The following is a 24,217-nucleotide window of genomic DNA, read 5'->3' as shown; positions in this document are numbered from 1 at the left end:
CGAACGGAGCCGTCCATCGTCCGGCAAGAGCCAGCGATCACGTGTCCTGAATCACCTGATTCGACAGCTCATCGGGATTGTCGCCGTCACGCGCAGGACAGGCGCGCGCAAGGAGCGTTCCGCTGGCTTCGATGCCGCAGCAGAGGCCGCCGACCAGATCACCGACCTTCAGTCGTTCGACGACGACGGCGACGACCTCCTGCCACTGCGCATCCGAGATCCCATCGCGCAATGATTGGTCTGCCAACACAGAGACCTGCCGTTCGAGTAGGGAGATCAGCAGCAGAAGTCCTGTTCGCTCACGAGTCTGCGCGAGACCATGCTGAGCAAACGCTAATTTCGCCCGCAACTGCACCTTCCGATGCATCCGCTCGCGGGATGTGAAGAGTCGCAGCACCGGAGGCCATGTCCCGACCCAGGAACCGAGGGCATAGGCCAGCATGATCACTCCAAGCAACCAGACGGCATTCGCCGCATGCCACCCCCATGGGAGCCAGGTGGTTTCGATCGTCAGCAGGGCCGTCAGGGCGAGTACCGCACTCAGTAGCCCGGCACGATGGTGCGCCTCACGATACAAACCGGAGCGCCCGACGATCATCGGCACAATTTCAGCGCTGGTCCGTTGCTCGGCCGCCTCCACCGCCGCCTCAACCCGCGCACGCTCTTCATCTGTCAGCGTCGGCCGTCTACCAGTCGCCACTGGCGCCTCCTCCTCCGAAATCGCCTCCGCCCCCGGAGAAGCCACCGGATCCTCCGAACGACCCCCCGAAACCACCGGACCCCCATCCGCCTTGTTGCGTGCTGAACCAGGTCCCGTCAAACGCACTGCCGTCTCCCCGCCTGCGTGATCCGCTGCTTGACCCCAGCTTACTCAGCAGGCCGACCAGAACCAGGCTCACGGCCCCGGCCATCACTGCCGGTATCACCCATGGGGCAGCCAGAAACGAAAGGCCTCCCCCGACAACAGGCCCCAGCACTCGATGAGCGCGTGAGAAGAAGAGACCAACCACGACTCCCAGAATCACCGCGAAGGCCGCAGTGGCGAAGGCATCGCTCGAAGAAGGAGTAGCCGTCGGATGTTCCGGTGCACGGTAGGTCCCTTCAATGGTTTGCAAGATGGCTTGCACACCGGCCGTCACGCCGGCCGGGACATCTCCGGCTCGAAACCTTGGTACAATCTCGTTCCGGATAATCTGAGCCGACCGTGCATCCGTCAGCACCCCTTCCAATCCGTAACCGACCTCTATGCGAATTTTTCGATCCTTGATCGAGACGAGAAGGAGGACTCCGTTGTCGGTCCCCTTGCGGCCCAACTTCCACGCCGTCGCGACACGATGGGAAAAATCAAACAGCGGCTCACCTTCCAACGATGGAATGATGAGGACCGCCACCTGATTGGACGTGTTGGCTTCGTGCGCCGCCAGATCGGCTGAGAGTCGCTCTGCGACGGCAGGCGGCAGGGCATGCGCCTGATCCACGATACGGCCGCTGAGGAGTGGCACATCCAGCGCCGCAGCTGGGAGGCTCGCCACCCCTGTGAGCCAGAGCCACCCGATGAGGAGCCCCCACCCCGTTCGCCCCATCAGCCGCATTGCAATCGCTCCCTGACTTACGAGACCGTCGTTAGAGTTTTACTTCGGGTGGCTTGGCCACCGCCTTTTCGTCAGCCACGGTGAAATTGGCCTTCTCCTCCAGATGCAGGAGAAACTTGGCGGTGAGATTGGTGGGGAAATAGCGAACCATCTTGTTGAATTCTGCAACCTTGTCGATGTACCGCTTGCGTGCCACGGTGATGCGATTCTCAGTACCTTCGAGTTGGCTCTGAAGATCGCGGAACCCTTGATCCGCCTTGAGGTTGGGATAATTCTCGGCCAAGGCAAGCAACCGCCCCAGCGCACTCGAGAGACCCTGTTGAGCCTCTTGAAACTTCTTAAAGGCGGCCTCGTCCTTGAGCAACTCCGGCGTCACTTGAACGCTGGTAGCCTTGGCACGCGCCTGCACGACGCTTTCCAGCGTCTCTTTCTCATGCGCGGCATATCCCTTCACCGTATTCACCAGATTCGGAATCAAATCGGCCCGCCGCTGATATTGGTTGATCACTTCACTCCAAGCCGCCTTGGTATCCTCATCAAGACCTTGCAAGTCGTTATAGCCACAGCCTGGCAGAGCCAGCACGGCCGCAAGCAGCACGACTCCCCCCATCAAACGCGTCAATGACATGAACATGCTCTCCTCCTTCGCGCCGGTCGTAGCAGACCACGCATTCATAGGACGTAAGGCTTTCACCGGCGAAGTCAATCGCCGGCGGGACCCGCGAGATGTCGATTCCTTTATAACCTTGCTATACTTGCCCATTCTTAGTCGATCAGCACACAACGGGAGGCGGCATGGCGCTCGATCGTTCGACCGATACTCCGGGCGGTTTTCAAGTCCGGCATCGAGCCTTGGGGGTGTTTCAAGGCAGCTCCATCGGGCTGGCCTTTTGGCATCCATCTTCTCATATGCCGGAGTATGGGCTCTGCCGTTTTGCCACTGAGGCGAAGGCACAAGACTATGTCGATTTTCTCTCCTCACCGGCATGCCCCGAACCATTGAACCGAGCAGACCTGATCGTGGAACCCTTCGATCACATCGAACACGACCGCCTCACGACTGAGTATCCCCAGGCCTCCGCCTGGGAAACTCCACTCTAACAGAACATTGAAGAGCACGCTGTTTCGCACGTAGCAAGTTGCTCGCTGACGTCCGAGCAGACTTTTCACGTGATTGGGCGGCTCTAGGCAAACTGGAGCGGAGCACCTGAGGAAATAGGCGAGGTTGATACAGCTAGCTGGCGGAACCTGCTCCGGAAGATTCAGTCTTGGCATGCACAAACGCAAGAAGTCGCTTGTTTTCTTGCGCCGACCGAAGAAATTTGAACGCAATACCGCGGGAACTCACAGACCGGACCATCGCAGCCACTTCGAGCGGCGTCTGGTCGTTCTCAAGCGCGATCTGAAGATAAAAGATATCGTCCATATGCACCAGAGCTTGGCTCTCAATGATGCACCCGCCCATCGAAATGTCCAAGACGGTTCCTTCGCCCCTGACTTTGCCGCCAGAGAAGGACAAAAACAGGCGCACGGGAATACGCAGATGTTTTCGCCGATCGAGCATCTGCGCCGGATAACGGCGTCCCAATCGGAAGGCCTGGAAACGGAAGCTACAAGACTGACAATGGAACGGGGCAATACAAGCAAGCGACTGCAACCGCTCCATCAGCGTGGAGCAGCGTGAACGAAACACATTGTCTTGGCCGCACTGCGGACACGTGAGGGGTTGGATCATGCTGAATGATCGGCGGATGTTAGCGCCGCTCTCCCGAATACAAGATACTCTGCCGGACGCCGGTCACGGCTCCACCTGAATACTCGCCACAGATGGCCTTGAGGCAAAACCGACCGCGGACACAGATCACAGCAACTTCCCACAGTCTGTACACCACCGGCCTAGGCGCAGCGGAATGGCGCTGTCAGTTCAATCGATAAAGGATGGGGGGAGTTCTGTCAAGAAACTCAACGGTTCGCTCCAGAAGGAAGGCAGATTCACTGATTAGCCCTTCTCTTTTCAGAGGCCAGTCAGCGTAGATCTGCCGATTTCAGCTCCGCCGAATTGACCCTGTGACTCGTCATGTTCCGAGCGTGCATCGCCGCCACAACTCTCATCGCACACCTCATTTTGTACAGAACGCTTCCCCTTCGCTCCGAATTTGTCCAACCGTGAAATGTGAACGCCCTGATATTTCGACACAATCAGGATTAAATGGTTTTAACGTCTCACTAACACCTCTTTAATCTCGCGTTGCTACTCTCTTTTCACATGGGCACGGCCTTTAGATAATAAGGGCGCAATCCTAAGGAGGTGGGAACCATGACATGCGGACGATGCAAAGGGTTAATGGTCGATGAGTGGAGGCCGGACTTTTCGCCGGAAACGTTTGTGTGGCGTTGCATTAATTGCGGATCGATTGTCGATCCACTGATTGAACAAAACCGTCGAACTCGGCTCGCTGAACAACTGTTATTGGAACCAGTCGCAGTATTGCAGTAATCGGGGAGTCGCAGGACCGTCCTGACAAACGCCCCGGTCCTGCGGCGGTGGTGGACGAGTAGAATTGTCGCTGCGGCCTTCAAACCGGCCGTAGCGACGATGAAGATAGAGAGAGAACTGATTACCTACTCAGTAGGTTCGACGTCCGAACGAGGCGAGGACCGATCCGGCAAGCCTGTTCAATGCATTGCTAGGTGGAGAACTCGGCCCAGAGGACAGTGTGATCAGAAGGATCGGTCGCACGGCGTGGCTCTAAATCGACATCAACGAGCTGACACCTCTGAGCCAAGGGCGGCGTTGCCAGAATATGGTCGATCCGCCATCCTTTATTGGCGGCAAGGGCACTGGGTGCACGGTAGTCAAAAAACGTGAACTGCTGGCGATCTGGATACAGTCTGCAGAACACATCTTCGAAGCCCCACGCAACCGTCTTCCCATAGGCATTGCGCGCGTCTTCGTGGTAGCAGACATGTTTCAGATGTTTCTCCGGGCTGTGGACATCAATGGGTCTTGGGGCCACATTCATGTCTCCACACCAGATCGCCGGCTCCTTCGGGGAGAGATGAGTTTCGAAATGCTTCCGTAACCGGTCGTACCAACCCAGTTTGTATTGGTACTTGGGCGAATCGATCTCGAAACCCTGCGGAACATACGTGTTGATGATCGGGATGCCCTGAATCACCACTCGCAGAAGACGTGCATCTTCCGTCTCGCCCCCGTCATCGAATCCATACGAGATTGCTTCCGGCTTCGTGCGGCTGAGAATCGCAACACCATTGTAAGCTTTCATGCCCCGGAAGGTGATCTCATAACCGGAGGTCGCGAGCGCAGTCAGAGGAAATTCGCTGTCCTGAACTTTTGTTTCCTGCAAACAGAGCACATCAGGCTGATGGCGTTCGAGCCACTGCAGCACGATAGGGAGGCGCTTGCGCAGCGAGTTGACGTTGAAGGTGGCGACTTTCATACGGCGGGGATTCTAGCAGAGCCCACCCGCCGCAACAACTGAAGCATACAGAACAACAAGGCCTGTGATCGGACATTTCCCGATCACAGGCCGCAATTGTCGAATATCAGCGTTATCCGGCTCTCAGCCAACCGGCCGACCTTAGTTCCGCATCGCCCCCGTCACGTCGTTCTTCATCCCGCCGGCCTCGTGAGCCGCATCGTCGGCAACACTCCTCGCTTCTGCCGCCTTCGCGCGCGCCGCGTCTTTCTTGGCCTTGACCTTGGCCTTCATGTGCTCCTTCTTCGCCTTCAAGTCGGCCTTCGCTTGCTTTTTCTTCGCTTTCGCCTCGTCCCGCTTCGCCTTCATCTCGCTCTTCACCGATTCTTTCTTGGCTTTCAGGTCACTCGCCAAGTCTTCCTTCTGAGCGTTCAGGTCGTTTGACAGTCCGCTCATGTCCTGCTTCATCCCCTCGGACATCTTACCCAGCCCCATATCATCGGCCACGGCGAACGAACTCATTCCCACAAATGCGACGGCGACCAACACAGCAATTGACCTTCTCATCAACAACTCCCCCTTGGTTGAAATATGGTGTCCGGCTCTATGGCGAACCGGCCGTCATGCAGGACTCATCAATACCGTGAAGGGGCGAGTTTGCCAATTGTTTTGCCGGTTTTTGCCGAGACCGCGAATCCAAGCAGGACAAGCCGGCGGCAGAGGCTTCACAAAATTCGGCAAGAAACTGGAAGGATCGTCGCAAGACCTTACGGCCGCACGGCGATGAGATAGCGCCTGAGAATGGCTTGTTCGACCCGTGAACGACCACGGTCGGGGGCCGGAAACCTGAGCACCAGATGAATACGTCCTGCCTCAGGGAGTTGGATGGTAATACGTGGCTCAGGAGACGGCGCTTCCAGCAGGTTTCGCTGTTCCAGCAATTTCATCTGTCGGCCCATTTGATCCATGAAGGAGGCGCACTCGACTTTTGCGGCATTGAGCAGAGCTTGCTCAGCGGCTTGCCAATCGTCCGTGCTCTGAAGCGGAACCGACAAAACGTAGAGGCCGTATTCCTGCGACGGGCTCTCTTTGATCAAGGGATTTCCAAACAGAAGACTGTTGGGAAAGACCACGGTGCGACCGGTGTAGAGATGCGATGTCTGACCCGGCCCGATTTCCAACAGCTTCGTCGCAAAGACGTCGTATTCCAGGACAACGCCTCGATAGGTGCCCAGCTGGATACGATCACCCACACCGTACACCCCCCCGCCGACACGCAAAGCCGCCCCGCTCCAGCAGAGAATCAATTCCTTTGTCGCCAGCACTACGGTAGCCGCCAGCGCGACCAGAGACACAGCAAACGCTTCCAACTCGTGGGCCCAGATCACAACGAGCCCCACAAAGAGCCCCAGCACCATGCTGTTGCGCGCCGTCACGATCCATCGTCGCTTCGCGTCGATGGTCAACGTGTGATTGCCTTTGATCCAACGGACCAGAACCGTGCGTGCGATGAGCAGAATGAGGAGAAGGAGGATGGACTTCAGAAGGTCGAAGAAGACGCTCGATCCGATCACCGGCAACAGTTCGCGCATAATGTCGTGTGTCCGCCTTATTGGGATGCGGTCTCATCCTCACTGGTGCGAGGAACACATTCTTCCCGTTTCCAATCTTTCAGCAACTTGGTCTCATCAAACGACAGCGTATAGCGATAACAATAGAGCGGCTCCCGGTACGGTTCGTCATTACCGGCCAGGCTCTTTCCGAACGGCGAGGGCGAGGGCGGGGCTTTGGTTTTCTTGCCGGCAGTCAGGCTACCGGGATCCCAGGGATGCACTTCTCGATCCCCCATAGGCACGCGATAGGTCCAGACGGTGTCACCACCCAGCACCGGTGTCTTGGCCGTACTCGGAGGACCGAATTTTTCTGCAATATCGTCCTGCGTGAGCTTCTTCACCCCCTTGTCCAAGTACCGATCACGCCAAGGCCCGCCGCAACCGGACAACATTGCGACACACAGTAGGAGCAGGAGGGCACTCCAGCGACCCGGGCACACCATTGCCTGCTTCGTCTCGCGTCTCAACTGGCTACCGTTCCGAATCACGCTGTTCACGAACCCACCGGATTGAACAATACATCGCATAGCCCTGCGCCATCATCCCGGTGACGAGCAGCCCCAACGCAGTTTGAAGCCACATGGTGTTGGGAAATTCCAAGCCGTAAATACCAAGCATAAAGCCGCCGGCAATGAAGACAATACCCATGCCGCGCGCAATCAATGCATTGGTCCGTAAATCAGACATCCTTCGCCCTCACGCCCTTGCGCCCTTGCGAATCTGTACGCTACACCGGCGCATCCCATCGGTTCAACTCTGTGCCCCCGCCATCACGATTTCGGTTTTGCCCGAATCGCGCCCGCCCTCCGCTCGAGCCCTTCTGCCTCTCCGACCCGCCCCAGCTTGCGCAGCGCACTCGCATAGTCCTCAAGATTTTTGGCCACATCCGGATGGTCGGGCCCCAAATGCTTCTCCCGCACCGCCAAGGCCCGCGCAAATAAGGCCCCCGCTTGCTCCCCGTCGCCTTGCGCCAGATACATCGCGGCCAAATTGCTCAGGGCCAGCGCCACCTCTGGATGGTCCGTTCCCAGAAGCTTCTCTTTGATCGAGAGCGCCCGCGTCAGGAGGCGCTGCGCATCGGCATATTGTCCGTGCTTTCGATGCAAAACACCAAGGTTATTCAACATGGCCGCCACATCGAGATGGTTCTCACCGTGCACATCCTGGTAAATCTTGAGCGCCTCCAGATACACCGGTTCAGCCTCGACGAATTTTCCCTGCGCGCTGTAGGCTTGGGCCAAATGGGCCAAGGTCACCGCAACCCGCCGATCATGTAGGCCGAACTCTTCTGCCTTATGCACGGCGGCAGAGAAAATTTTTTCCGCCTGCTCATACTGCCCTCGCTGCAATGCCGTTTCACCTGCCTGCATCGCAGCATCCCACGTCTGCTGCCCGCAGGCCAGAGTCACCAGCAGCAGAAGCGCCGATGCACCCGCGGCAACGGTTCGTTTCATGCTCGACCCATCTGCTCGACAATGGACTCCGCCGGATACGTCACGATCTCCGCGAGCGTCGGATGATAGTGGGGAATGCGCAGCAGGTCCTGTGCGGTGCCATGAAAATACATCACCGCAATCAACTCATGAATCAGTTCCCCCGCCTCCGGCCCCACAATCTGGGCGCCCAGCAGGGCACCGTCGTGCGGGCGACAGAGCAGCTTCACAAATCCATGCACGGCGCCCAGACACATGGCCTTTCCATGGTCGGCAAACGGATAGGACGCCGTCAGATAAGGAATCGCCTCTTCACGACACTGCCGTTCACTCATTCCCGCGACCGCAATCTGAGGTTCGGTGAACACGACTTCGGCATCCAACCGGTGATCGATCACCCGCGCAGGCTCATTCGGATGCGTCGCATTGAACCCAGCCGTTTCGCCTTGTTGAATCGCTAGATGCACAATGGGAGTGAGATCGTTGACGTCACCCACGGCAAAGATGTGCGGCTGAGAAGTCCGCATATCCCTGCCGACCACCAGCCGGCCGTCGATCACCCCTACTCCGGCTGCCTCCAGATTAAGCGCCGTCAAGTTGGGGCGACGACCGAGGGCTTGAAAAATAATCTCGGCTGATCGCGCGTGGACAGCCCCGCCCTGCACAAAATGCACGGTCTTCTCAGACGGGGTTGAGGTCACACGTTGGAACGACACTCCGGTGATCACCTCGATCCCCTCCTCCTGAAAGGCCGCCGCCAGCGCCTGACCGATGTCTTCATCCATGTCGGACAACAGGGTCGTGCTGCGCTGCAGTACGGTGACCTTTGTGCCGATTCGGGTAAAAAATTGAGCGAACTCGACGGCGACCAGGCCGCCTCCCAACACCAGGAGCGACGCCGGTTGGCGACGAATATCGAGCATCTCATCGCTGGTCAGATAACCGGCTTCGTCCAGCCCCGGAATGGCCACCTCAGCCGCACTCGACCCGGTGGCAATGACGAATGCGCCGCCGCGAATCCGAACATCTCCGGCACGAAGTTCGTGGGGTGAGAGAAACTCGGCGCGGGACTCATACAAGGTGAAGCGCGGGTCTCGCAGTGCGGCGATACGGTAGTCGGCGAACTCTTGAACCAATCGGTTCTTGCGATCGACGATAGCCGACAGATCTGCTTGGGCAGTGACCGGACTCAGCCCGAACTCGCGCGCGCGCTTCATCAGCGCGATGATTTCAGCCGACCGCAGAATCGTTTTGGTCGGCATGCAACCCCGCAGGATGCACAGCCCCCCGAGCGGACCCTGATCCACGATGGCCACATCGGCGCCCGCGTCGCGAGCCGTCCGTGCGGCGGCATAGCCGGCCGATCCGCCACCGATCACCACGACATCGTGCCGCCGTTCAGGCATGTGAGAGAGTTGTGATGACATTCCCGGTCCGATAGACTGTCCCGCAGGCATCAACCCGCAAGGATACACTATGATGAAACCTGGTCGCTATCGTCACTACAAAGGGAACGACTATGAGGTGCTGGGCGTGGCTCGGCATTCCGAGACCGAGGAGGAGTATGTCGTCTATCGGCAACTCTATGGAGCAGGCGGGCTGTGGATCAGACCGCTGGGAATGTTTCTCGAATCGGTGACCATCGGCGAGACCGTCGTCCCTCGATTCCGACGGTTAGAGGAAGGTCCAGCGTGAGAAGGTCGCGGCCTGTCCCTGACGACGCCCGGCTTGGTCGATCACGCTCCACACAATCGCGCTTTCGACCAGGAACCGTCGTCCGCTGTTCGAAATTCTGACCCCGCGGTAATTATCCACATACCCCTGCACGCGAGCCCGTTCAAGCATCCACTCCCGCTCGGCACGATTCACAGCTTCAGCCGTCAGGCGGGATGGAGTCTGCAGGAGCTGCTCCCACGTCGTCTCCCACAAGGTCAGCGCGAGATGCGATCCGTAATTCAGGATCGGATCCTCCTGCGCACCGTGCGAGACCACCACAAAAGGCGCCATGAACAACGCATGGGCCTGCTCCTCGGGCCCGCCGGTCCTGAGCATCAAGTCCCGCCCGACCCAGTGGCGATAACTGTTCAATAGCAGCTGGGACCATTCGACGACCGATGGCTGACTCCACACTTGATTCGGATCGTCCATGGCCTCCTCGGCGGAATAGGTCGATGCATTGTGCCCGGCGCATGACTGACTTGCCGGTAGTAGCACGCCTCCTCGCTCCATGCCAAGCAGGTTATGCGGCGCGCTTTCTTAAATGACGGACAAACAACCCCTGCCCGTTGCTGCCTATCAAGGTCATGACCAGATCACCGCGTTGCAGCCTGGTTCCATCTCCCATCGCCTCAGGATCTTGGGTGATGACCCTGCAGGTCCAGGTTTCCACCGTCTCAGTGTGCCCCCTCGTCTTGAGCACGACGCGGCCTTTTCCTTCAACTCGATAGGTCATGTCCAACGGCACCGCCTCAAACAGCTGGTCCGGATCGCCGGAGAGGGGCTGGAGCGAGTGGGCCGATTTGGCTCCGCCGCGATGCGAGTATTGAAAGGCTTGATGAGGAAACAGATATGGAGCCTGTGGGTTTCTGAACCGATACGAGGAGTCGAAGGCAACCAGGTGCCAATTTCCGGGCAGATCGTCGCCCGCACAGGTCCGTGAAGAGTGTCCGTGAGTGGCAAGTCCTGTTCGCATCAGCGACTTTGCCACAGGGTGGTCCTTCGCCTCGGCCGGACACCAACCGGCCACACCCAGACAGCCCGCTACCACGAACGCTCCAAGCCATCGTGCCATACGATCCTCCGTTTCAGAAATGATCTCTCCGGCCCCATGCCCGGAGCCTGCCCGAAGACAAGCCTGGCAGGGATCGAAGATTGTCAGACACTCAGCGAGATTAGGGTTCTTTCCGTACGTCTGTCGCCGTGGACGGGGCGGGAAGCGCTTTGGGAGCGCGCGGCAGCACACGATACTCGATCAACCGGCAAGTACAGAACGAAACCTGCCGCCATTCGGCGGTAATTTTCACGATCGCCGATCCACAGATCGTGCAACCCAGCGCCCGGGGATCGCGTTTGATCGTCCAGCGGGGAATCGTGATGCGTTCGGCGTCGACCGGTTCCTGTTCCATGCCAACCTTATCGGTCCTCGGTTTTAAAATCTAAAGAGGCAATTTCTTCCGGCCCCCCTTTGCCCTTGATGCCATAGGCCTGCTCGCATATATAATAGGCACGCATCGCGCCTGCGCCTTCAATCACTTGCGACGGCGCGGGTCTACAAGGAGTATCGCCATGGCTGCACAGACGTTATTCGAAAAAATCTGGAACGACCACGTGGTTCGGGCGGAACCGGACGGGACCACATTGCTCTATATCGACCGCCACTTAGTGCATGAAGTGACCTCACCGCAGGCCTTCGAAGGGTTGGCCGTGGCGGGCCGAACTCCGCGCAGGCCGGGCGCCGCGCTGGCCGTCCCCGACCATAACGTCCCGACGACCGACCGCCGCGTTGCTATCGCCGACCCGATCAGCGCCAAACAAATTCAGACGCTGGACGATAATTGCAACACATTCGGCATCACGATGTTCGGCATGAACGACATTCGGCAGGGCGTGGTCCATGTCATCGGCCCTGAGCAGGGGTTCACGCTGCCGGGCATGACGATCGTATGCGGCGATTCGCACACCTCGACCCACGGAGCCTTCGGCGCACTGGCGTTCGGCATCGGCACCAGCGAAGTCGAACATGTCCTGGCCACGCAATGCCTGGTTCAGAAACGCCCCAAGACCATGGAAATTCGTGTCGACGGGCAACTGTCGCCCCGCTGCTCCGCCAAGGATGTCATTCTGGCCATCATCGGAAAAATCGGCACGGCCGGCGGAACCGGGTACGTGATTGAGTACACCGGGTCGGCCATTCGCGCGCTCAGCATGGAAGGCCGTATGACCCTCTGCAACATGTCGATCGAGGGTGGAGCACGCGCCGGCATGGTGGCACCGGACGACACTACCTTTGCCTATATCAAAGGCCGCCCGATGGCTCCCAAGGGCGCCCTCTGGGATCAGGCCGTGACGGCCTGGCGGCAACTCGCCACCGATCCCGGCGCGAAATACGATGCCGTCGTAGAGTTGCGAGCCGAGACGATCGCCCCGCAAGTCACCTGGGGCACCAGCCCGGGGATGGTCACTGGAGTGGATGGGAACGTTCCGGACCCTCGCACCATGGGGGACGACAAACTCCGCCAGGCGACGGAACGGGCCCTCGAATACATGGCGTTGCTGCCCGGCATGCCGATCCGCGACATCAAGATCGACAAGGTATTCATCGGATCCTGTACCAATTCCAGGATTGAAGACCTCCGCCTGGCCGCCTCCTTCGCCAAGGGGAAAAAAGTCGCCAGCACCGTGCATGCCATGGTAGTTCCGGGGTCGGGGCTGGTGAAACAACAGGCGGAACAAGAGGGACTGGATCGTATCTTCAAGGAGTCGGGATTCGAATGGCGGGAAGCGGGCTGCAGTATGTGCCTGGCGATGAACGCCGATGTTCTGCAGCCGGGGGAACGATGCGCATCAACCAGCAACCGGAACTTTGAAGGGCGTCAGGGAGCCGGCGGACGGACTCACCTAGTATCGCCGGCAATGGCCGTGGCCGCCGCCGTCGAAGGACATTTCGTCGATATCCGTCACTGGTCGTAAGCCCGGACACATGTTGAACCGACCGCGGCGCGATTGAGTCGGCGCCCGTCAGGCACGAAGCCGAAGAGGACACACGAGGACATATATGGACGCATTCACAACACTCACAGGACTGGTCGCTCCGTTGGACCGGCTCAATGTCGATACCGATCAAATCATTCCAAAACAGTTCTTGAAGACCATCAAGCGGACGGGCCTGCGCGAAGGACTGTTCTACGATTGGCGGCGGCTGAAGGATGGCTCGCAGGATCCCGCCTTCTTCCTGAATCAACCCCGCTATCACAACGCCACGATTCTGCTGGCGCGGGACAACTTCGGCTGCGGATCGTCACGCGAACATGCGCCCTGGGCGCTGCTCGATCAAGGGTTTCGTTGCGTCCTCGCCCCCAGCTTCGCGGACATCTTCTACAACAACTGCTTTCAAAACGGCATTCTCCCGGTGATACTGACAGGGCCAGAAATCCAGGCGCTCTTCGAGGGCGTGACGGCCCGCGAAGGCTATCAGCTGACGGTGGATCTGGCGGCACAGCAAGTCACCACGCCGGACGGCGCGTCCTACCATTTCGAGATCGATCCGTTTCGAAAAGATTGTCTGTATCGAGGATTGGACGCGATCGGCCTCACGCTCCAACATGCCGGTCGGATCACGGAATACGAACAGCGCCGCCGCACACAAGCCCCCTGGTTGTTTCAAGACGTGCGCTAACCGTCGGGAAAGGAACGCCCTATGACGTGGTGGGAAACCATTCTGTTTCCGGTAGCCTGGCTGTGGAGACCGAAACTTCTCTTCACGTTGCTCTTTTTCGGCGGGGCCGCTTATCTGCTGATCATCTTCAACTGGAGTTATTCCGACGGAGACCGCGTGGGCTATCTCCAAAAGCTTTCTCGGAAAGGGTGGATTTGCAAGACCCAGGAAGGCGAACTCGCCATGACGACTGTGCCCGGCGTCGCACCGGTATTATGGAGTTTCAGCGTGTGGGATGATGCCGTGGCCAAGAAACTCGACGGGCAGATGGGAAAACGAGTGGTCCTCCATTATAAGGAATTCCGCTATATCCCCACCACCTGCTTCGGGGAAACCGCCTACTTTGTGGATCGCGCCGAAGTCTTGGATTGACGGCCCCATTCTACACGCCATCACAGCCACTTCTTTTGCTTGAAAAAATACAGCATGGCCAGCCCGGTTGCGGCCATGACACCCAGCACGGCCGGGTATCCCCAGGGCGATTTTAATTCCGGCATGTGCTCGAAATTCATCCCGTAGATGCTGGCGATAAAGCTGAGCGGCATGAAAATAGTCGTGATGATCGTCAACACTTTCATGACGCCGTTCAAGCGATAGCTCACGCTGGAGAGATACACTTCCATCATGGACGACACCATTTCGCGCAAGGTCTCGATCGTATCGCCGATCTGAATGATGTGGTCATAGACATCGCGGAAAAACACCTTCGTCGAACCCTGCAGAAATTGACCGTCCGAGCGCGACAGGTTGTTCATCACGTCCCGGAGCGGCCAGACGGAGCGACGCAGAAACAGCAGTTGCCGCTTGAGGCCGTGGATATCGCGCAATGTCTCCGGACCGGGGTTCGTGACGCACAGATCCTGGAGCGCTTCAATTCTTTCTCCCAGCGTCTCCAGAATGACGAAATACCGGTCCACAATCGAGTCCATCAGGGCGTACAAGAGATAATCCGCGCCGGCATGACGTAACCGGCCTTTCCCGTTCCGCAGCCGTTCCTTCACACCTTGAAAGACATCCCCGCCGTTCTCTTGAAACGACAGGAGAAAGTTCTCACCGAATACCAGGCTGACCTGCTCGACGTTGATATCGCCCTCCCGGTCCCCTTCGTACAGCATCTTGAGCACCACATAGCCGTACGAGCCGTAGTCGTCGAGTTTCGGACGTTGGTCGGTATTCGCGATATCTTCCAGCAGCAAGGGATGGAGGCCGAACATTTTCCCGAAACTCTCCAGCACCTCCATCTTGTGGATGCCGCCGACGTCCACCCATCGGACCGTCGGCTCCCCCGTCATCGCGATCTCGTCCGGTTTCGACACCGTTCGCTCTTGAAACTGTCCCTCGCCGTATTCATACACCGAGATCGTGACCGTCTCGGACTTTTTTTCGCCGATATGGACCAACGTGCCGGGCGGCAACCCTGCTTTGCGGGAATGTTTGTGCTTCAACTTCATGGTCAGTCCAGCTTGTACGCGGAACCGGCAGGAGGGTCAAGAGCCGGGCGCGGCATCAAGCCACTCCGGGCTTTGTTCCCGAACCAAGACCTGGTACGGTGAAGACATGCAGCCATCACCCTTCTCTGCGAACCTGGAGCCCCTGTGACGATGGATCATGAACTCAGCATCTTGTCGGAGGCCATGAGGCGGGCCGGACGTGAAGCCCTTCGATTGGCGGACACCGGATTCGACACCTACACCAAGCCGGATCAGTCACCCGTTACCTCTGCCGACCTGGCGGTCAATCAGATCCTTCGAGACCATTTGTCGGCGGCATTTCCGGAGGACGGCTGGTTGTCGGAGGAAACCGAGGACAACCACAATCGCCTGACCAGATCACGGGTCTGGATCGTCGATCCGATCGATGGAACGCGCTCATTCGTGCGAGGCCTGCCGGAATTCTGCCTCTCAGTGGCGCTCGTTGAGCAGGGCATGCCGGCCGTTGCAGCCATCTTCAATCCCGCGACCGGTGAATTCTTCTCGGCCATTCGCGGCCAGGGCATCCGCGTTGAGCGCCAGGCAGAAGCCGGCCAGGCTCCGTTCACCCCGCCGGAGCGCCCACTCGCGCTCGTGAATCCATGGGAACTCCGGGTCGGCCGCTTTCAGGCCCTGGAGTCCCATCTCCATTGCCGTCCGATCGGATCGATTGCTTACGCCCTCGCCCTGGTCGCAGCCGGACAGGCCGATGCAGTCGTGACGCTGGAAGGGGGCAATGAGTGGGACATCGCCGCCGGCGTCCTGTTGATCGAAGAAAGCGGAGGGCGCGCCACCACGGCCGCAGGCCATCCGTTTACGTTCAACCGCGCCGATCCCAGGGTGAAGGGCACCTTGGCCATCGGCACAGACCTGACCACACCGACGCGCACACACCTCATTCAACTCAGTGCCGCAAGTAGAGACCTTCGCGCCCCTCTCCCTTGACCCTTTCAACCGCGGCCGCTTCTCTGTACGATGACCGTCTCGCATACAGGATGGAGGTTTTCCATGAATGTGGCCTTGCTAGGCACAGGGTTGCTGGGGCAGGCGGTGGCCGAACGGCTGCATGCCACCGGTCATCACCTGTCGGCCTATAATCGTACCCCTGAAAAGACCCTGGCGCTGCGGCAACAGGGTCTTCACATCGCCTCGACTGCGGTAGAAGCCATCGCCGCTGCAGAGGTGGTCATCCTCCTGTTGGCAGACGCGGCGGCCATCCGTGCCGTGCTGCTCGATCCCTCCACCAGCCAGGTGCTCGGCGGACGCACCATCATTCAAATGGGCACGATCGGCCCGTCGGAAAGCTGCTCGATCGGAGAAGAGATCGAGCGCCTCGGCGGACAGTACTTGGAAGCGCCGGTGCTGGGAAGTATCGCCGAAGCCAAATCGGGCGCCCTGCTGATCATGGTCGGTGCGACTCCGGAGCGTTATGCCACATGGGCACCGCTCCTGCAGGCCCTCAGTTCGGATGTGCGCCTGATCGGCCCGGTCGGAAAAGCCGCCGTGATGAAGCTGGCGCTGAATCAGCTCATTGCCGCAGAAACGGCAGCGTTCGCCCTCAGTCTGGGACTCATTCGCCGTGGCGGGGTCGATGTGGAGAATTTTATGGCGGTGTTACGCAAGAGTGCGCTGTATGCACCGACGTTCGATAAGAAGTTGCCTCGATTGGCGGAACGCAACTATGCCAGGCCGAACTTTTCGACCCGCCACCTGCTGAAAGATGTGGAGTTGACCCTCGCCGCCGCAGACAGCGCCCAGCTCTCTCCCGGCGGACTTCCGGGCGTCCGATCACTGCTCAGCGACACGATTGCCCTGGGGCTGGGAGATGTGGACTACTCAGCGCTCTATGAACGGGTGGACCCCGTTGCCGGCACGTGACTCTGGTCTCTACTGGGATGCGCGCGCGCCGGGCACAGGCTGGTTCTCGACGATCGATTGCATCTTCATCACGTGGAACGTTCCACCGGCCTTGGTCGGCGCGGCATCACTCTCGATGCGAGTGTACCACCAACGACCTTCCCCTTCCGAGTAGTCTGGCGACAGGGTGATCTCGAATCCGCCTTCCCGATCGTTTTCCCGTTGAGCCCAGGCCCCGGCCCAACGGTGATCGGAGAGGACATCCGTCCGAAACCGTCCATCCTTAAAGTCATACGAGCCGTTGCCGAATTGATCCAATCTCAACGGCACCACCATCCCGCTTTCCTCATATTCCCATTCGCCTGCAAGGACCGCATGTTCAGACCGATGGAGGGAAATTTCCCCCGACACAGGCTCCGCCCAGGAAGCCTCCTGTGGCCGTGGCGCATGACTACAGGCCTGCAACACCAGCGCACCGAAGCAGATCGACAAGAACGACAGACGGTTCAACTTCATCGTGTGAATCCCTAGTGTTTCCGTACGCACTCTTCTTCTTGTGTTTCTTCGAAACTACTTATTTACCACGCATACCCGCCTGTCTCAAGCATCATGTGAATTGTGGCTCATTTCAAGCAGTTGCATCAATTGTCTCATATTGCGCCACCAGCCGGCGGCGCAACCATTCGAGGCCAGCGGGTGAGCCCGCGGGAACGTCACGCCTCACCCGGCCGCCTCCTATCCAGGGCTGATTCCTCACCCTGGATCGTCTCAACCGACAGGGCGCCAGTGTGTGGAAATTGATCGGGCTGAGTGGTCGGGAAAAAGACCACGTGAGGGCGATGACGAGGACCGTGTCCTGGCAGAGGCGGTTACGCTGAAACGGGCCAGGCTAACCGGCGGCAGTGTCGTGCGAGAACGCCGCTGACGGCCTTTTACCGGAATCCTGCCAGCTTATGACCTGAATCGTTCGATCGCCTGACTGGCTCGCTCCAGATCCTGGTCGGTCTTCGCCATACAAAACCGCATAAACCGACTCCCCTCCGGCCCTTCGAAGAACGCTTCGCCCGGCACGCCCGCCACGCCGGTCTTATCCAACAGATACAGCGCGCGTTCGCGACTCGTCTTTCCTGGAAGCCGGGACACATCTGCCAGCACGTAATAGGCACCCTGCGGCACGGCAGGGGGCAGTCCCGCTTGGGCTAACGCGCCGCAGAACCGATCGCGCTTCTGCTGATGCTCCTTCGTCAGGTCGCTGTAAAACGAGGGGCCGAGCGCACGAATCCCGGCGGCGACACCATGCTGCAGCGGGGTGGGCGCGCAAACATACAACACATCACTCATCGCGCCGATGGCCTTCGCCCACGTGGCCTCCGCCACGCTGTAGCCGATGCGCCAACCGGTGATACTGAACGTTTTCGAGTAACCCCCGATGGTAATGGTTCGGTCGGCCATACCGGGGAGAGACGCCATACTCACGTGTTCCCGCCCATCGAACACAAAATATTCATAGATCTCATCCGTGATCACCATCACGTCATGGCGACAGGCAATCTCCGCAATCTGTTCCAACTCCCGTCGTGTGAAGACTTTTCCGGAAGGGTTTCCCGGAGTGTTCACCACGATGGCCTTGGTTCTGGATGTGATCGCCTGCTCGAGGCCTTTGAAATCCACCGTCCAGTCCGGCGGTCGCATCGACACACAGCGGGGCACGGCCTCGACCGCAACGATCGCCTGAATGTGATAGGCGTAGAAGGGCTCAAAGAGAATGACCTCGTCGCCGGGATTCAGCAACGCCATGCAGGTGGCCTGAAACGATCCGGTGGCGCCGGCACTCACGGTAATATTGGCGTCCGGATCCGCCGTGATTCGATTGTACGCAGCGAGTTTGTCGGCGATGGCCTGCCGCAATTCCAGAATGCCGTCAAAGCGTGAATAGATGTTGTGCCCTTGGGCCATCGCCTGTTGCGCGCCCTGCACCACGACCGGAGGAACAGGGGTATCGCAAACGCCCTGAGACATATTGATCCCGTTCACCTTGGCGCAGGCGAGGGTCATGGCACGGATATCCGATTGAGCCAAACGAGCGGTCCGATCGCTTTTCTTCATCACTATCCTCAAAAATCGTGGTCTGGTTTCCACCGGCTTAGCGGCCGGAGGCCGTCTCCCCGCGATTGCGCGAGTCAGAATCCCGTACCCGTTCCTAGCGGAAAATGCAACCGGCGCCGCATGCCTGCAGCGGGGCAGCTACAATGCACAGACCGGCTTCATTCACGCACCCGAGGGGAAGCCAGGAACGCCTCGCCGCCTGACTCACTCGTCCTGGTATGTGCAGCCGCTTGATGGGACTCCGCACGGAATCGATGGTAATGACCCAGCACGCGTTCGACATAGAGCTGCGTCGCGGGAAGCGCCGGCGTGCCGAGCGTCTGCCTGACTCGCGTCTCACCGATATGGTACGCCGCCAGCGCCAACGAAAGGTCCCCGTCGAACCGGTTCAGGAGCCGCCGAAGCAGCGCCGCGCCCGCATGGATATTGTCCTTCGGATCGAACGGATCCAGCACATGGAGCGCCGCCGCGGTCAGTGGCATGAGCTGCATCAACCCGATGGCCCCTTTCGACGACACGGCGTCCGAATTGAAATTCGATTCGACTTTGATCACGGCTTGCAAGAGGGCCGGGTCAAGCCCGTATTGCGCGGCAGAGTGGGCAATGAGTGCGGCGATGGTTTCGGGCGAGCGCGGGAACGGGATATGGCTCATAGCAGGGTCGATTGCGACCCGGCTCACCGGAGGCATCATCACCACCAGGCATCCGGCTACCACAAACGGGCAGAGCACGCGGGCGACACGCTCCCAACGGGAATTCCATTCCGGCTCTTGCATGATCGTGCGAGGACTCGAGCGGCGTGGGCCGGGCTCGTCCTACCGGGGCTCCTCATCAAGGCTTCTGATGAGCACGGCTCGGCCCTGCCGATCGAACCAGGATTGGATGCGATCGCCCACATGGGCCGGTCGATCGATCCTCGTGTTTTGATCATGGGGGATACGATGTTCCTGCCCGCGAACATCGCGGACCAGATACGCTCCCCCTTCCACGGCTTGTACCTGACCGACTAACGACCCGCCCGGCTGGTCGCCGGTCGTGGCTGCAGCCGGGATTTGCGCACCGAGCGTTCCCGTCACGATGCCCATGCCAAGATTTTCCTGCGGAGAAGGCGCCTGCAGGGCCGACTGTGTACAACCCATGACGAAGAGCCCCATGGGAAGAACGAACAACAAACGACCGCACACCGTGAGCAAGGGCATCATGGCTATGACCTCCAGGGATGATTGGTAGGGAAGCCGGTGCAAGAGAGACCCGCGCACCGTCACGTCACTATTCCATGGAGGGGCGGAATGCTCAAGAAAATGACACAAATCAGCTCAGAGGGAAATCGATGGAAGATCTGGGAACGAGGTTACCGGGAAACAGGACGCGACACGGTGATGTGACGTTGGTGATGCCACAGGTAGATCGAATAGAGCGTCGCCGTCAGCACAACGCCCATAAGCAGCATGAGACATAACACCGCGAGAGCGCCACCCGTGGCATTGTGATAGCTCCCGTAGATCACGTGCAACGGCTGGTCGGTGAAGGGACTGAAGTGGGACAACCACCCAAAGACCAATCCTCCGCCTCCGATGATGGCCCAGAACAGGGGCCCGACAACCCCTCTGTTGGACAGCCGTATTCCCATTCCAATGACGAGGTAGATGGCGGCGACGACGAGCACAAAACCAACCGATTGCCCATCGAGCGGCCAGTGGAAGTCTCCCCGAATCATGTGGTCGAGCGTATGCACCCCGTTCAGCCAGACAATAACCAGGATCAGGCGGACCAGGGAACGATCCACGCTCATACGTTCGCCGGCCTGACATCCGGGCCGTCCCCACTGACGCAACGCATATGCTCCTTCAGCCAGCAACGATCCATCACCACCTGCAGCCCGGCCCGGCGCGCACGCTCAGCCGCCGCCTCGTCGATCACGCCCTCCTGGAGCCAGACCGCCTTGGCCTTGATCCGGATGGCTTCATCGACGACCGCGCCCGCCTCTTCAGATCGTCGGAAAATATTCACCATATCGACCGGACCGGGCACAGCGGAGAGTGCCGGATAAGCCCGCTCCCCCAACAGGTCCGACTCGCGCGGATTGACCGGAACCACTACCTTGCCCTGCTGCTGCATGTAGGCGGCCACGCGGTATGAGGGTCGGGCCGGATTCGACGACAATCCCACCACGGCAATCGTCCGACATTCCCGGATCAGCCGCGCGAGCCATTCCTCCGAGCCCTCACCTGTCATGGAGCTCCCCAGAGATCTTCCAGTCGCTGCGCCCGCCCGCAGTTATATTTGTAGAATTTGTACCGGACCGGATTCTTCTTATAAAAATCCTGGTGATAGTCCTCGGCCGGATAAAACGTCGAAGCCAGGGTGAGTTCCGTAACAATCCTCCCTGGGAGCCGCCCGGATTGCTCGATGGCGCCTTTCGACTCCTCCGCCAGGCGCTTCTCCTCGTCGCCCTGGTAAAAGATCACGGCCCGGTATTGGCTGCCATGGTCGCAAAACTGTGCGTTCGGCGTGACCGGGTCCACATTGTGCCAAAAGGCGTCAAGCAAGGCGGTGTAACTCACCTTGGCCGGATCGTAGACCACCTCCACCGACTCGGCATGACCCGTTCCACCGGCAGAGACCTGCTCATAGCTGGGGTGTTCGACCCGCCCGCCCATATATCCGCTGGTCACCGATATGACGCCCGGCACTTTCTCGAACACTTCCTCCATGCACCAGAAACACCCTCCGGCAAAATACGCTTTCGCCGGACCGGCAGGACCCGCGGCCTGCCCGACCGAAGCCAGTGAACCTGCCAGCACCATCGCCAGAACCAGCCACGTATACATGCCTCGGCGTATCACGATATTCATAGAATAAGTCCTCCCTGCAACTGACCCGCCTCCTCGCTGTTCATCTTACCAAAGTACGTGAGCGACTGCGGTCGCAGCGCCAAAGCTATACCTCTTATCTACGAGCATCGCAATCGATTGGATGTTTCTGTATGATGGGCAGGATGAGACGACTGGCTTCGCGTGTGGGACTGGTGGCGGTGCTGACGCTTTCCGGATGCGCCTCCTGGTTCATGAAAGGGGAAGCGCCGGAAGTCCTCGTGACCAACGTCACGCCGCTCGAGGCCAGCGCCTTCGAGCAGCGACTTCAGGTGGATCTTCGTATTCGGAACCCCAACGACTTCGATCTTGCCGTCACCGGCATCGACTTTCGCCTGGATCTGAATGGAAACCGGCTGGCCCGAGGCCTAGGCAACAAGGAATTGGTCGTGCCACGCTTGAGTGATTCGGTCACATCAGTCGAAACAAGCACCTCGACCTTACAGGTCGTCCGACAGTTGCTGTCCTTCTCCGGCGATCAGCCACTCACTTACCACGTCACAGGCGTACTTCATACCAAGGAAGGCCGCCTTCCTTTCGACAACTCCGGGGTGTTGTTGGAACAGGGTGCCCTGTCCGGTTCTCCCCCTCCCCAGTGAGAAACGGGCCCGTGACGCGTCGCTCCTCTCCATAAAAAAACCTCGGAATCAGGTCCCCCAAAGTTTTTCTCTCCCCAACCAGATACGGTTCACGATTCACGGCGGCGTCCTGCATTCACGACGAAGCGTTAGAAGCCGACGCAAAACGTACTGGTAGTCCATTGAAGGAATGTGCGAGAACAGTTCTGTGGCGAAGGGGATCGCAAACCGCTTATAAGCTGTTCAAAAAGTCCGTCCAGCCAGGCCGCAGCAATGCGAAGGGGCGAGGCCACATGCTTCTTATCCACCCACCCCCAGCCTGCCGAGACAGGCTCTTTTTCCCGCGTGCGGTACGTTGAGCCTCGGAGGTTCACGACGCGCGGAATAAAGCGCGTCACGTTTGTGAACGCCGCCGAGATAGTGAGGCGGCAGTGTCCCGCTGGGAGGTTGTTTCAGCCGCCTGCTAGACCCCGCCCCAGGAGCGCGCCCCCTGGACCAGATCCGGTTGCTGCTGTTCGAACTGTTTCATCATGAGCCCGATGGCTTCTTCCGGACTGTCCACGGAAGCGATAAGCCGCCCACCGAGTTTCTTGAAAAATTTCTCCTCGGCCGGCGTGGCCCCGACCAGAATCACCGGCTTTCCCGCCTTGAGCGCGAGCGCCACCTCCGACACGGTGCCGGCCCCCATCAGCCCGCAGACCACCACCACATTGCTGGACATGACGTTGACGTTGTTGCGGGCATTGCCCATTTCGGTGATGATGGCCAGATCGACATACTTGGACACGCGTTCACGAGCCGAAGGCAGCACCCCGATCGTCAGGCTGCCGGGAACCTTCTTGGCGCCCTGACAGGCTGCATCCATCACGCCGACGTCACGACCGCCGGTCAGCACCACCCACTCGCGTCGCGCAATCAATTCGCCCAGCACGCGAGCATTGTCGACATCTTTTTTCCTGGCCTTGGCCGGCCCCATGACTCCTACAATGTATCGCATGCCTATCCTTGGGTTCGCCCGCCGCATTGCGGCTGCCACCAGCCGGTCACCGCCACCGTCGCGTAATAAATGGCCCAGAAGTCCGGATCGTCGGCAAGCCTCCCATACTGCTCCATATCGGACTCCGTCACTAGTCCTGTCGCCACATACTTCGATTGAAGCTGCTCGGCAGACAATTTCATCATCTGCGGAATCAGGTCGCCGCCTGCGGATAAATGCCCCTCGTGTTCCACCGTCACCTGGTCCAGGTGGTGGCGCTGGAACAACACGGGCAACTTCGCGCCTAAGGCATGGTCCATCCCGAGGGACGTGAACATCCGCTCGATCGCCTCGCTTACTCGCCCGAAGGCCGCCCGGGCCTCGTCCGGTCCGGCCACGGCGCGAGCCGCTTGAAAATCCGGCTCTTCGATCACGACCCAACCGCCCGGTTTGACGCACCGCAACATCCGCTCAAACGCCGTCTGATAGTCCGCGATATGAATCATCACATACCGCGCATGCACCAGATCGAACGCGGCGGGCGGAAACTCCATGTCACAGATATCCCCTTGCAGGATTTCGATGGTTGAGCTGCCGCTCCCGCGCAAGAACCTCGGGTTTGTATCGACCGCGACCACCTTGCCGGATGGCCCGACCCGCTGCTCCAGCCAACGCACGATGGAGCCGGCCCCTGCTCCCACTTCCAGGCAGTGCCACCCGGTCGTCAGTCCGGTGGCTAACATCCGTCGTTGCGTGCCCGGATCGAAGATCCGCTCCAGCATCTGCAACCGCTCTAATTCACGGGCCTCTTCAGTGGCATGAAACACGTAATCCGTCTTCAGCATC

At 59.3% G+C, this 24,217-nt stretch carries 32 protein-coding genes; 8 read left to right on the top strand and 24 right to left on the bottom strand.

All coding sequences use genetic code 11. From position 1 onward, the window contains the following. Window positions 1–37 precede the first annotated feature (37 nt). From NSND_RS13915 to NSND_RS13905, 3 genes are read right to left on the bottom strand one after another with little or no spacing between them, the layout of a single operon-like run. Complete coding sequence (locus NSND_RS13915) at window positions 38–700, bottom strand: TPM domain-containing protein (protein ID WP_080879575.1); 663 nt, start codon at window positions 698–700, stop codon at window positions 38–40. Next, window positions 687–1,592, bottom strand: a complete 906-nt coding sequence (locus NSND_RS21315) for a TPM domain-containing protein (protein ID WP_080879574.1) — start codon at window positions 1,590–1,592, stop codon at window positions 687–689. Before NSND_RS21315 ends, NSND_RS13915 begins: the two co-directional genes overlap by 14 nt. Before the next feature lie 31 nt (window positions 1,593–1,623). Then, window positions 1,624–2,226, bottom strand: a complete 603-nt coding sequence (locus NSND_RS13905; RefSeq protein ID WP_080879573.1) for a LemA family protein — start codon at window positions 2,224–2,226, stop codon at window positions 1,624–1,626. A gap of 161 nt (window positions 2,227–2,387) precedes the next feature. On the opposite strand from NSND_RS13905, the gene NSND_RS13900 reads away from it, so the two are divergent. After that, entirely contained in the window at window positions 2,388–2,693 is a 306-nt protein-coding gene (locus tag NSND_RS13900; RefSeq protein WP_080879572.1) for a hypothetical protein, read from the top strand. Between the two features lie 133 nt (window positions 2,694–2,826). Here NSND_RS13900 and NSND_RS22175 read toward each other — a convergent pair whose 3' ends face one another. From NSND_RS22175 to NSND_RS13855, 8 genes are all read right to left on the bottom strand, one after another. Next, the gene (locus NSND_RS22175; protein WP_369974250.1) at window positions 2,827–3,156 is read right to left on the bottom strand and encodes a PilZ domain-containing protein; all 330 of its coding nucleotides are present in this window, start codon (window positions 3,154–3,156) and stop codon (window positions 2,827–2,829) included. Window positions 3,157–4,279: 1,123 nt separating this feature from the next. Continuing rightward, entirely contained in the window at window positions 4,280–5,053 is a 774-nt protein-coding gene (gene xth / locus NSND_RS13885) for an exodeoxyribonuclease III (RefSeq protein ID WP_080879569.1), read from the bottom strand. A gap of 141 nt (window positions 5,054–5,194) precedes the next feature. After that, window positions 5,195–5,599 carry a hypothetical protein gene (locus NSND_RS13880; protein ID WP_080879568.1) on the bottom strand — a complete coding sequence of 135 codons (405 nt, stop codon included), beginning with the start codon at window positions 5,597–5,599 and terminating at the stop codon, window positions 5,195–5,197. Between the two features lie 200 nt (window positions 5,600–5,799). Then, window positions 5,800–6,624 (bottom strand): mechanosensitive ion channel family protein, encoded by an 825-nt coding sequence (locus NSND_RS13875; RefSeq protein WP_080879567.1) that lies wholly within the window; start codon window positions 6,622–6,624, stop codon window positions 5,800–5,802. 17 nt (window positions 6,625–6,641) lie between these two features. Further along, entirely contained in the window at window positions 6,642–6,986 is a 345-nt protein-coding gene (locus NSND_RS13870) for a hypothetical protein (protein ID WP_143833555.1), read from the bottom strand. 130 nt (window positions 6,987–7,116) lie between these two features. Then, window positions 7,117–7,332, bottom strand: a complete 216-nt coding sequence (locus tag NSND_RS13865; RefSeq protein WP_080879565.1) for a hypothetical protein — start codon at window positions 7,330–7,332, stop codon at window positions 7,117–7,119. A gap of 83 nt (window positions 7,333–7,415) precedes the next feature. Further along, window positions 7,416–8,099: a tetratricopeptide repeat protein gene (locus NSND_RS13860; protein WP_080879564.1), complete on the bottom strand. Its 684-nt coding sequence runs from the start codon at window positions 8,097–8,099 to the stop codon at window positions 7,416–7,418. Further along, complete coding sequence (locus NSND_RS13855; protein WP_235000254.1) at window positions 8,096–9,505, bottom strand: dihydrolipoyl dehydrogenase family protein; 1,410 nt, start codon at window positions 9,503–9,505, stop codon at window positions 8,096–8,098. Before NSND_RS13855 ends, NSND_RS13860 begins: the two co-directional genes overlap by 4 nt. 52 nt (window positions 9,506–9,557) lie before the next feature. On the opposite strand from NSND_RS13855, the gene NSND_RS13850 reads away from it, so the two are divergent. Continuing rightward, entirely contained in the window at window positions 9,558–9,773 is a 216-nt protein-coding gene (locus tag NSND_RS13850) for a DUF1653 domain-containing protein (RefSeq protein WP_080880887.1), read from the top strand. On the opposite strand, the gene NSND_RS13845 is transcribed toward NSND_RS13850, so the two are convergent. The 3 genes from NSND_RS13845 to NSND_RS13835 all read right to left on the bottom strand — a co-directional run bounded on the left by NSND_RS13845 (window position 9,753) and on the right by NSND_RS13835 (window position 11,203). Then, the gene (locus NSND_RS13845; RefSeq protein ID WP_235000252.1) at window positions 9,753–10,226 is read right to left on the bottom strand and encodes an MEKHLA domain-containing protein; all 474 of its coding nucleotides are present in this window, start codon (window positions 10,224–10,226) and stop codon (window positions 9,753–9,755) included. The two genes, NSND_RS13850 and NSND_RS13845, sit on opposite strands and share 21 nt — an antisense overlap. 91 nt (window positions 10,227–10,317) lie before the next feature. After that, window positions 10,318–10,869: a hypothetical protein gene (locus tag NSND_RS13840; RefSeq protein ID WP_080879561.1), complete on the bottom strand. Its 552-nt coding sequence runs from the start codon at window positions 10,867–10,869 to the stop codon at window positions 10,318–10,320. 100 nt (window positions 10,870–10,969) lie between these two features. Further along, complete coding sequence (locus tag NSND_RS13835) at window positions 10,970–11,203, bottom strand: hypothetical protein (RefSeq protein WP_080879560.1); 234 nt, start codon at window positions 11,201–11,203, stop codon at window positions 10,970–10,972. A 160-nt stretch (window positions 11,204–11,363) separates the two neighbouring features. On the opposite strand from NSND_RS13835, the gene leuC reads away from it, so the two are divergent. From leuC to NSND_RS13820, 3 genes are all read left to right on the top strand, one after another. Then, window positions 11,364–12,767, top strand: coding sequence for a 3-isopropylmalate dehydratase large subunit (gene leuC, locus NSND_RS13830; RefSeq protein WP_080879559.1), 1,404 nt, complete (start codon window positions 11,364–11,366; stop codon window positions 12,765–12,767). Window positions 12,768–12,852: 85 nt separating this feature from the next. Further along, window positions 12,853–13,473 (top strand): 3-isopropylmalate dehydratase small subunit, encoded by a 621-nt coding sequence (gene leuD / locus NSND_RS13825; RefSeq protein ID WP_080879558.1) that lies wholly within the window; start codon window positions 12,853–12,855, stop codon window positions 13,471–13,473. A 21-nt stretch (window positions 13,474–13,494) separates the two neighbouring features. After that, window positions 13,495–13,884 carry a hypothetical protein gene (locus NSND_RS13820; RefSeq protein ID WP_080879557.1) on the top strand — a complete coding sequence of 130 codons (390 nt, stop codon included), beginning with the start codon at window positions 13,495–13,497 and terminating at the stop codon, window positions 13,882–13,884. Window positions 13,885–13,904: 20 nt separating this feature from the next. Here NSND_RS13820 and corA read toward each other — a convergent pair whose 3' ends face one another. Next, window positions 13,905–14,963, bottom strand: a complete 1,059-nt coding sequence (corA, locus tag NSND_RS13815) for a magnesium/cobalt transporter CorA (protein ID WP_235000251.1) — start codon at window positions 14,961–14,963, stop codon at window positions 13,905–13,907. 150 nt (window positions 14,964–15,113) lie between these two features. Here corA and NSND_RS13810 point away from each other — a divergent pair, with 150 nt between their 5' ends. Together NSND_RS13810 and NSND_RS13805 are read left to right on the top strand one after the other, a co-directional pair. Then, a complete protein-coding gene (locus NSND_RS13810; protein ID WP_080879555.1) occupies window positions 15,114–15,926 on the top strand; it encodes a 3'(2'),5'-bisphosphate nucleotidase CysQ in 813 nt (270 codons plus the stop codon). Between the two features lie 63 nt (window positions 15,927–15,989). Continuing rightward, window positions 15,990–16,859, top strand: a complete 870-nt coding sequence (locus NSND_RS13805; RefSeq protein WP_080879554.1) for an NAD(P)-dependent oxidoreductase — start codon at window positions 15,990–15,992, stop codon at window positions 16,857–16,859. Between the two features lie 9 nt (window positions 16,860–16,868). Here NSND_RS13805 and NSND_RS13800 read toward each other — a convergent pair whose 3' ends face one another. From NSND_RS13800 to msrA, 7 genes are all read right to left on the bottom strand, one after another. After that, entirely contained in the window at window positions 16,869–17,354 is a 486-nt protein-coding gene (locus NSND_RS13800) for a hypothetical protein (RefSeq protein WP_080879553.1), read from the bottom strand. A 435-nt stretch (window positions 17,355–17,789) separates the two neighbouring features. Beyond that, the gene (locus NSND_RS13795) at window positions 17,790–18,944 is read right to left on the bottom strand and encodes a pyridoxal phosphate-dependent aminotransferase (RefSeq protein ID WP_080879552.1); all 1,155 of its coding nucleotides are present in this window, start codon (window positions 18,942–18,944) and stop codon (window positions 17,790–17,792) included. A 158-nt stretch (window positions 18,945–19,102) separates the two neighbouring features. Next, window positions 19,103–19,720 (bottom strand): lytic transglycosylase domain-containing protein, encoded by a 618-nt coding sequence (locus NSND_RS13790; RefSeq protein WP_080879551.1) that lies wholly within the window; start codon window positions 19,718–19,720, stop codon window positions 19,103–19,105. A 39-nt stretch (window positions 19,721–19,759) separates the two neighbouring features. Next, entirely contained in the window at window positions 19,760–20,146 is a 387-nt protein-coding gene (locus tag NSND_RS13785) for a hypothetical protein (RefSeq protein WP_080879550.1), read from the bottom strand. 149 nt (window positions 20,147–20,295) lie between these two features. Then, window positions 20,296–20,736 carry a hypothetical protein gene (locus NSND_RS13780; RefSeq protein ID WP_080879549.1) on the bottom strand — a complete coding sequence of 147 codons (441 nt, stop codon included), beginning with the start codon at window positions 20,734–20,736 and terminating at the stop codon, window positions 20,296–20,298. After that, window positions 20,733–21,179, bottom strand: a complete 447-nt coding sequence (locus NSND_RS13775) for a CoA-binding protein (protein WP_080879548.1) — start codon at window positions 21,177–21,179, stop codon at window positions 20,733–20,735. The genes NSND_RS13780 and NSND_RS13775 overlap by 4 nt, the downstream gene beginning before the upstream one ends. Beyond that, the gene (gene msrA / locus NSND_RS13770; RefSeq protein ID WP_080879547.1) at window positions 21,176–21,799 is read right to left on the bottom strand and encodes a peptide-methionine (S)-S-oxide reductase MsrA; all 624 of its coding nucleotides are present in this window, start codon (window positions 21,797–21,799) and stop codon (window positions 21,176–21,178) included. The genes NSND_RS13775 and msrA overlap by 4 nt, the downstream gene beginning before the upstream one ends. Window positions 21,800–21,942: 143 nt before the next feature. On the opposite strand from msrA, the gene NSND_RS13765 reads away from it, so the two are divergent. Next, a complete protein-coding gene (locus NSND_RS13765; protein ID WP_159450786.1) occupies window positions 21,943–22,416 on the top strand; it encodes an LEA/WHy family protein in 474 nt (157 codons plus the stop codon). Window positions 22,417–22,858: 442 nt separating this feature from the next. Here NSND_RS13765 and NSND_RS13755 read toward each other — a convergent pair whose 3' ends face one another. Both NSND_RS13755 and NSND_RS13750 read right to left on the bottom strand, forming a co-directional pair. Further along, window positions 22,859–23,392: an SLOG cluster 4 domain-containing protein gene (locus tag NSND_RS13755; RefSeq protein WP_080879544.1), complete on the bottom strand. Its 534-nt coding sequence runs from the start codon at window positions 23,390–23,392 to the stop codon at window positions 22,859–22,861. A gap of 2 nt (window positions 23,393–23,394) precedes the next feature. Next, window positions 23,395–24,216, bottom strand: a complete 822-nt coding sequence (locus NSND_RS13750) for a methyltransferase domain-containing protein (protein ID WP_080879543.1) — start codon at window positions 24,214–24,216, stop codon at window positions 23,395–23,397. Window position 24,217: the final 1 nt, after the last annotated feature.

Origin of the sequence: Nitrospira sp. ND1, from assembly GCF_900170025.1 — a bacterium.
GTDB lineage: Bacteria > Nitrospirota > Nitrospiria > Nitrospirales > Nitrospiraceae > Nitrospira_A.
The sequence above is the reverse complement of the archived record's forward strand: the minus strand, read 5'-3'. Positions and strand labels throughout refer to the sequence as shown.

Excerpts from the sequence above, each read along its gene's own strand:
- NSND_RS13790 (WP_080879551.1), bottom strand. The coding sequence starts at position 19,720 with ATGCAAGAGCCGGAATGGAATTCCCGTTGGGAGCGTGTCGCCCGCGTG.
- NSND_RS13875 (WP_080879567.1), bottom strand. The coding sequence starts at position 6,624 with ATGCGCGAACTGTTGCCGGTGATCGGATCGAGCGTCTTCTTCGACCTT.
- NSND_RS13810 (WP_080879555.1), top strand. The coding sequence starts at position 15,114 with ATGGATCATGAACTCAGCATCTTGTCGGAGGCCATGAGGCGGGCCGGA.
- NSND_RS22175 (WP_369974250.1), bottom strand. The coding sequence starts at position 3,156 with ATGCTCGATCGGCGAAAACATCTGCGTATTCCCGTGCGCCTGTTTTTG.
- NSND_RS13840 (WP_080879561.1), bottom strand. The coding sequence starts at position 10,869 with ATGGCACGATGGCTTGGAGCGTTCGTGGTAGCGGGCTGTCTGGGTGTG.
- NSND_RS13855 (WP_235000254.1), bottom strand. The coding sequence starts at position 9,505 with ATGTCATCACAACTCTCTCACATGCCTGAACGGCGGCACGATGTCGTG.
- xth (WP_080879569.1), bottom strand. The coding sequence starts at position 5,053 with ATGAAAGTCGCCACCTTCAACGTCAACTCGCTGCGCAAGCGCCTCCCT.
- NSND_RS21315 (WP_080879574.1), bottom strand. The coding sequence starts at position 1,592 with ATGCGGCTGATGGGGCGAACGGGGTGGGGGCTCCTCATCGGGTGGCTC.
- NSND_RS13800 (WP_080879553.1), bottom strand. The coding sequence starts at position 17,354 with ATGAAGTTGAACCGTCTGTCGTTCTTGTCGATCTGCTTCGGTGCGCTG.
- NSND_RS13750 (WP_080879543.1), bottom strand. The coding sequence starts at position 24,216 with ATGCTGAAGACGGATTACGTGTTTCATGCCACTGAAGAGGCCCGTGAA.
- corA (WP_235000251.1), bottom strand. The coding sequence starts at position 14,963 with ATGAAGTTGAAGCACAAACATTCCCGCAAAGCAGGGTTGCCGCCCGGC.
- leuD (WP_080879558.1), top strand. The coding sequence starts at position 12,853 with ATGGACGCATTCACAACACTCACAGGACTGGTCGCTCCGTTGGACCGG.
- leuC (WP_080879559.1), top strand. The coding sequence starts at position 11,364 with ATGGCTGCACAGACGTTATTCGAAAAAATCTGGAACGACCACGTGGTT.
- NSND_RS13845 (WP_235000252.1), bottom strand. The coding sequence starts at position 10,226 with ATGGACGATCCGAATCAAGTGTGGAGTCAGCCATCGGTCGTCGAATGG.
- NSND_RS13865 (WP_080879565.1), bottom strand. The coding sequence starts at position 7,332 with ATGTCTGATTTACGGACCAATGCATTGATTGCGCGCGGCATGGGTATT.
- NSND_RS13850 (WP_080880887.1), top strand. The coding sequence starts at position 9,558 with ATGAAACCTGGTCGCTATCGTCACTACAAAGGGAACGACTATGAGGTG.
- NSND_RS13900 (WP_080879572.1), top strand. The coding sequence starts at position 2,388 with ATGGCGCTCGATCGTTCGACCGATACTCCGGGCGGTTTTCAAGTCCGG.
- NSND_RS13860 (WP_080879564.1), bottom strand. The coding sequence starts at position 8,099 with ATGAAACGAACCGTTGCCGCGGGTGCATCGGCGCTTCTGCTGCTGGTG.
- NSND_RS13775 (WP_080879548.1), bottom strand. The coding sequence starts at position 21,179 with ATGACAGGTGAGGGCTCGGAGGAATGGCTCGCGCGGCTGATCCGGGAA.
- NSND_RS13765 (WP_159450786.1), top strand. The coding sequence starts at position 21,943 with ATGAGACGACTGGCTTCGCGTGTGGGACTGGTGGCGGTGCTGACGCTT.
- NSND_RS13905 (WP_080879573.1), bottom strand. The coding sequence starts at position 2,226 with ATGTTCATGTCATTGACGCGTTTGATGGGGGGAGTCGTGCTGCTTGCG.
- NSND_RS13780 (WP_080879549.1), bottom strand. The coding sequence starts at position 20,736 with ATGAGCGTGGATCGTTCCCTGGTCCGCCTGATCCTGGTTATTGTCTGG.
- NSND_RS13795 (WP_080879552.1), bottom strand. The coding sequence starts at position 18,944 with ATGAAGAAAAGCGATCGGACCGCTCGTTTGGCTCAATCGGATATCCGT.
- NSND_RS13880 (WP_080879568.1), bottom strand. The coding sequence starts at position 5,599 with ATGAGAAGGTCAATTGCTGTGTTGGTCGCCGTCGCATTTGTGGGAATG.
- msrA (WP_080879547.1), bottom strand. The coding sequence starts at position 21,799 with ATGAATATCGTGATACGCCGAGGCATGTATACGTGGCTGGTTCTGGCG.
- NSND_RS13835 (WP_080879560.1), bottom strand. The coding sequence starts at position 11,203 with ATGGAACAGGAACCGGTCGACGCCGAACGCATCACGATTCCCCGCTGG.
- NSND_RS13805 (WP_080879554.1), top strand. The coding sequence starts at position 15,990 with ATGAATGTGGCCTTGCTAGGCACAGGGTTGCTGGGGCAGGCGGTGGCC.
- NSND_RS13820 (WP_080879557.1), top strand. The coding sequence starts at position 13,495 with ATGACGTGGTGGGAAACCATTCTGTTTCCGGTAGCCTGGCTGTGGAGA.
- NSND_RS13755 (WP_080879544.1), bottom strand. The coding sequence starts at position 23,392 with ATGCGATACATTGTAGGAGTCATGGGGCCGGCCAAGGCCAGGAAAAAA.
- NSND_RS13785 (WP_080879550.1), bottom strand. The coding sequence starts at position 20,146 with ATGATGCCCTTGCTCACGGTGTGCGGTCGTTTGTTGTTCGTTCTTCCC.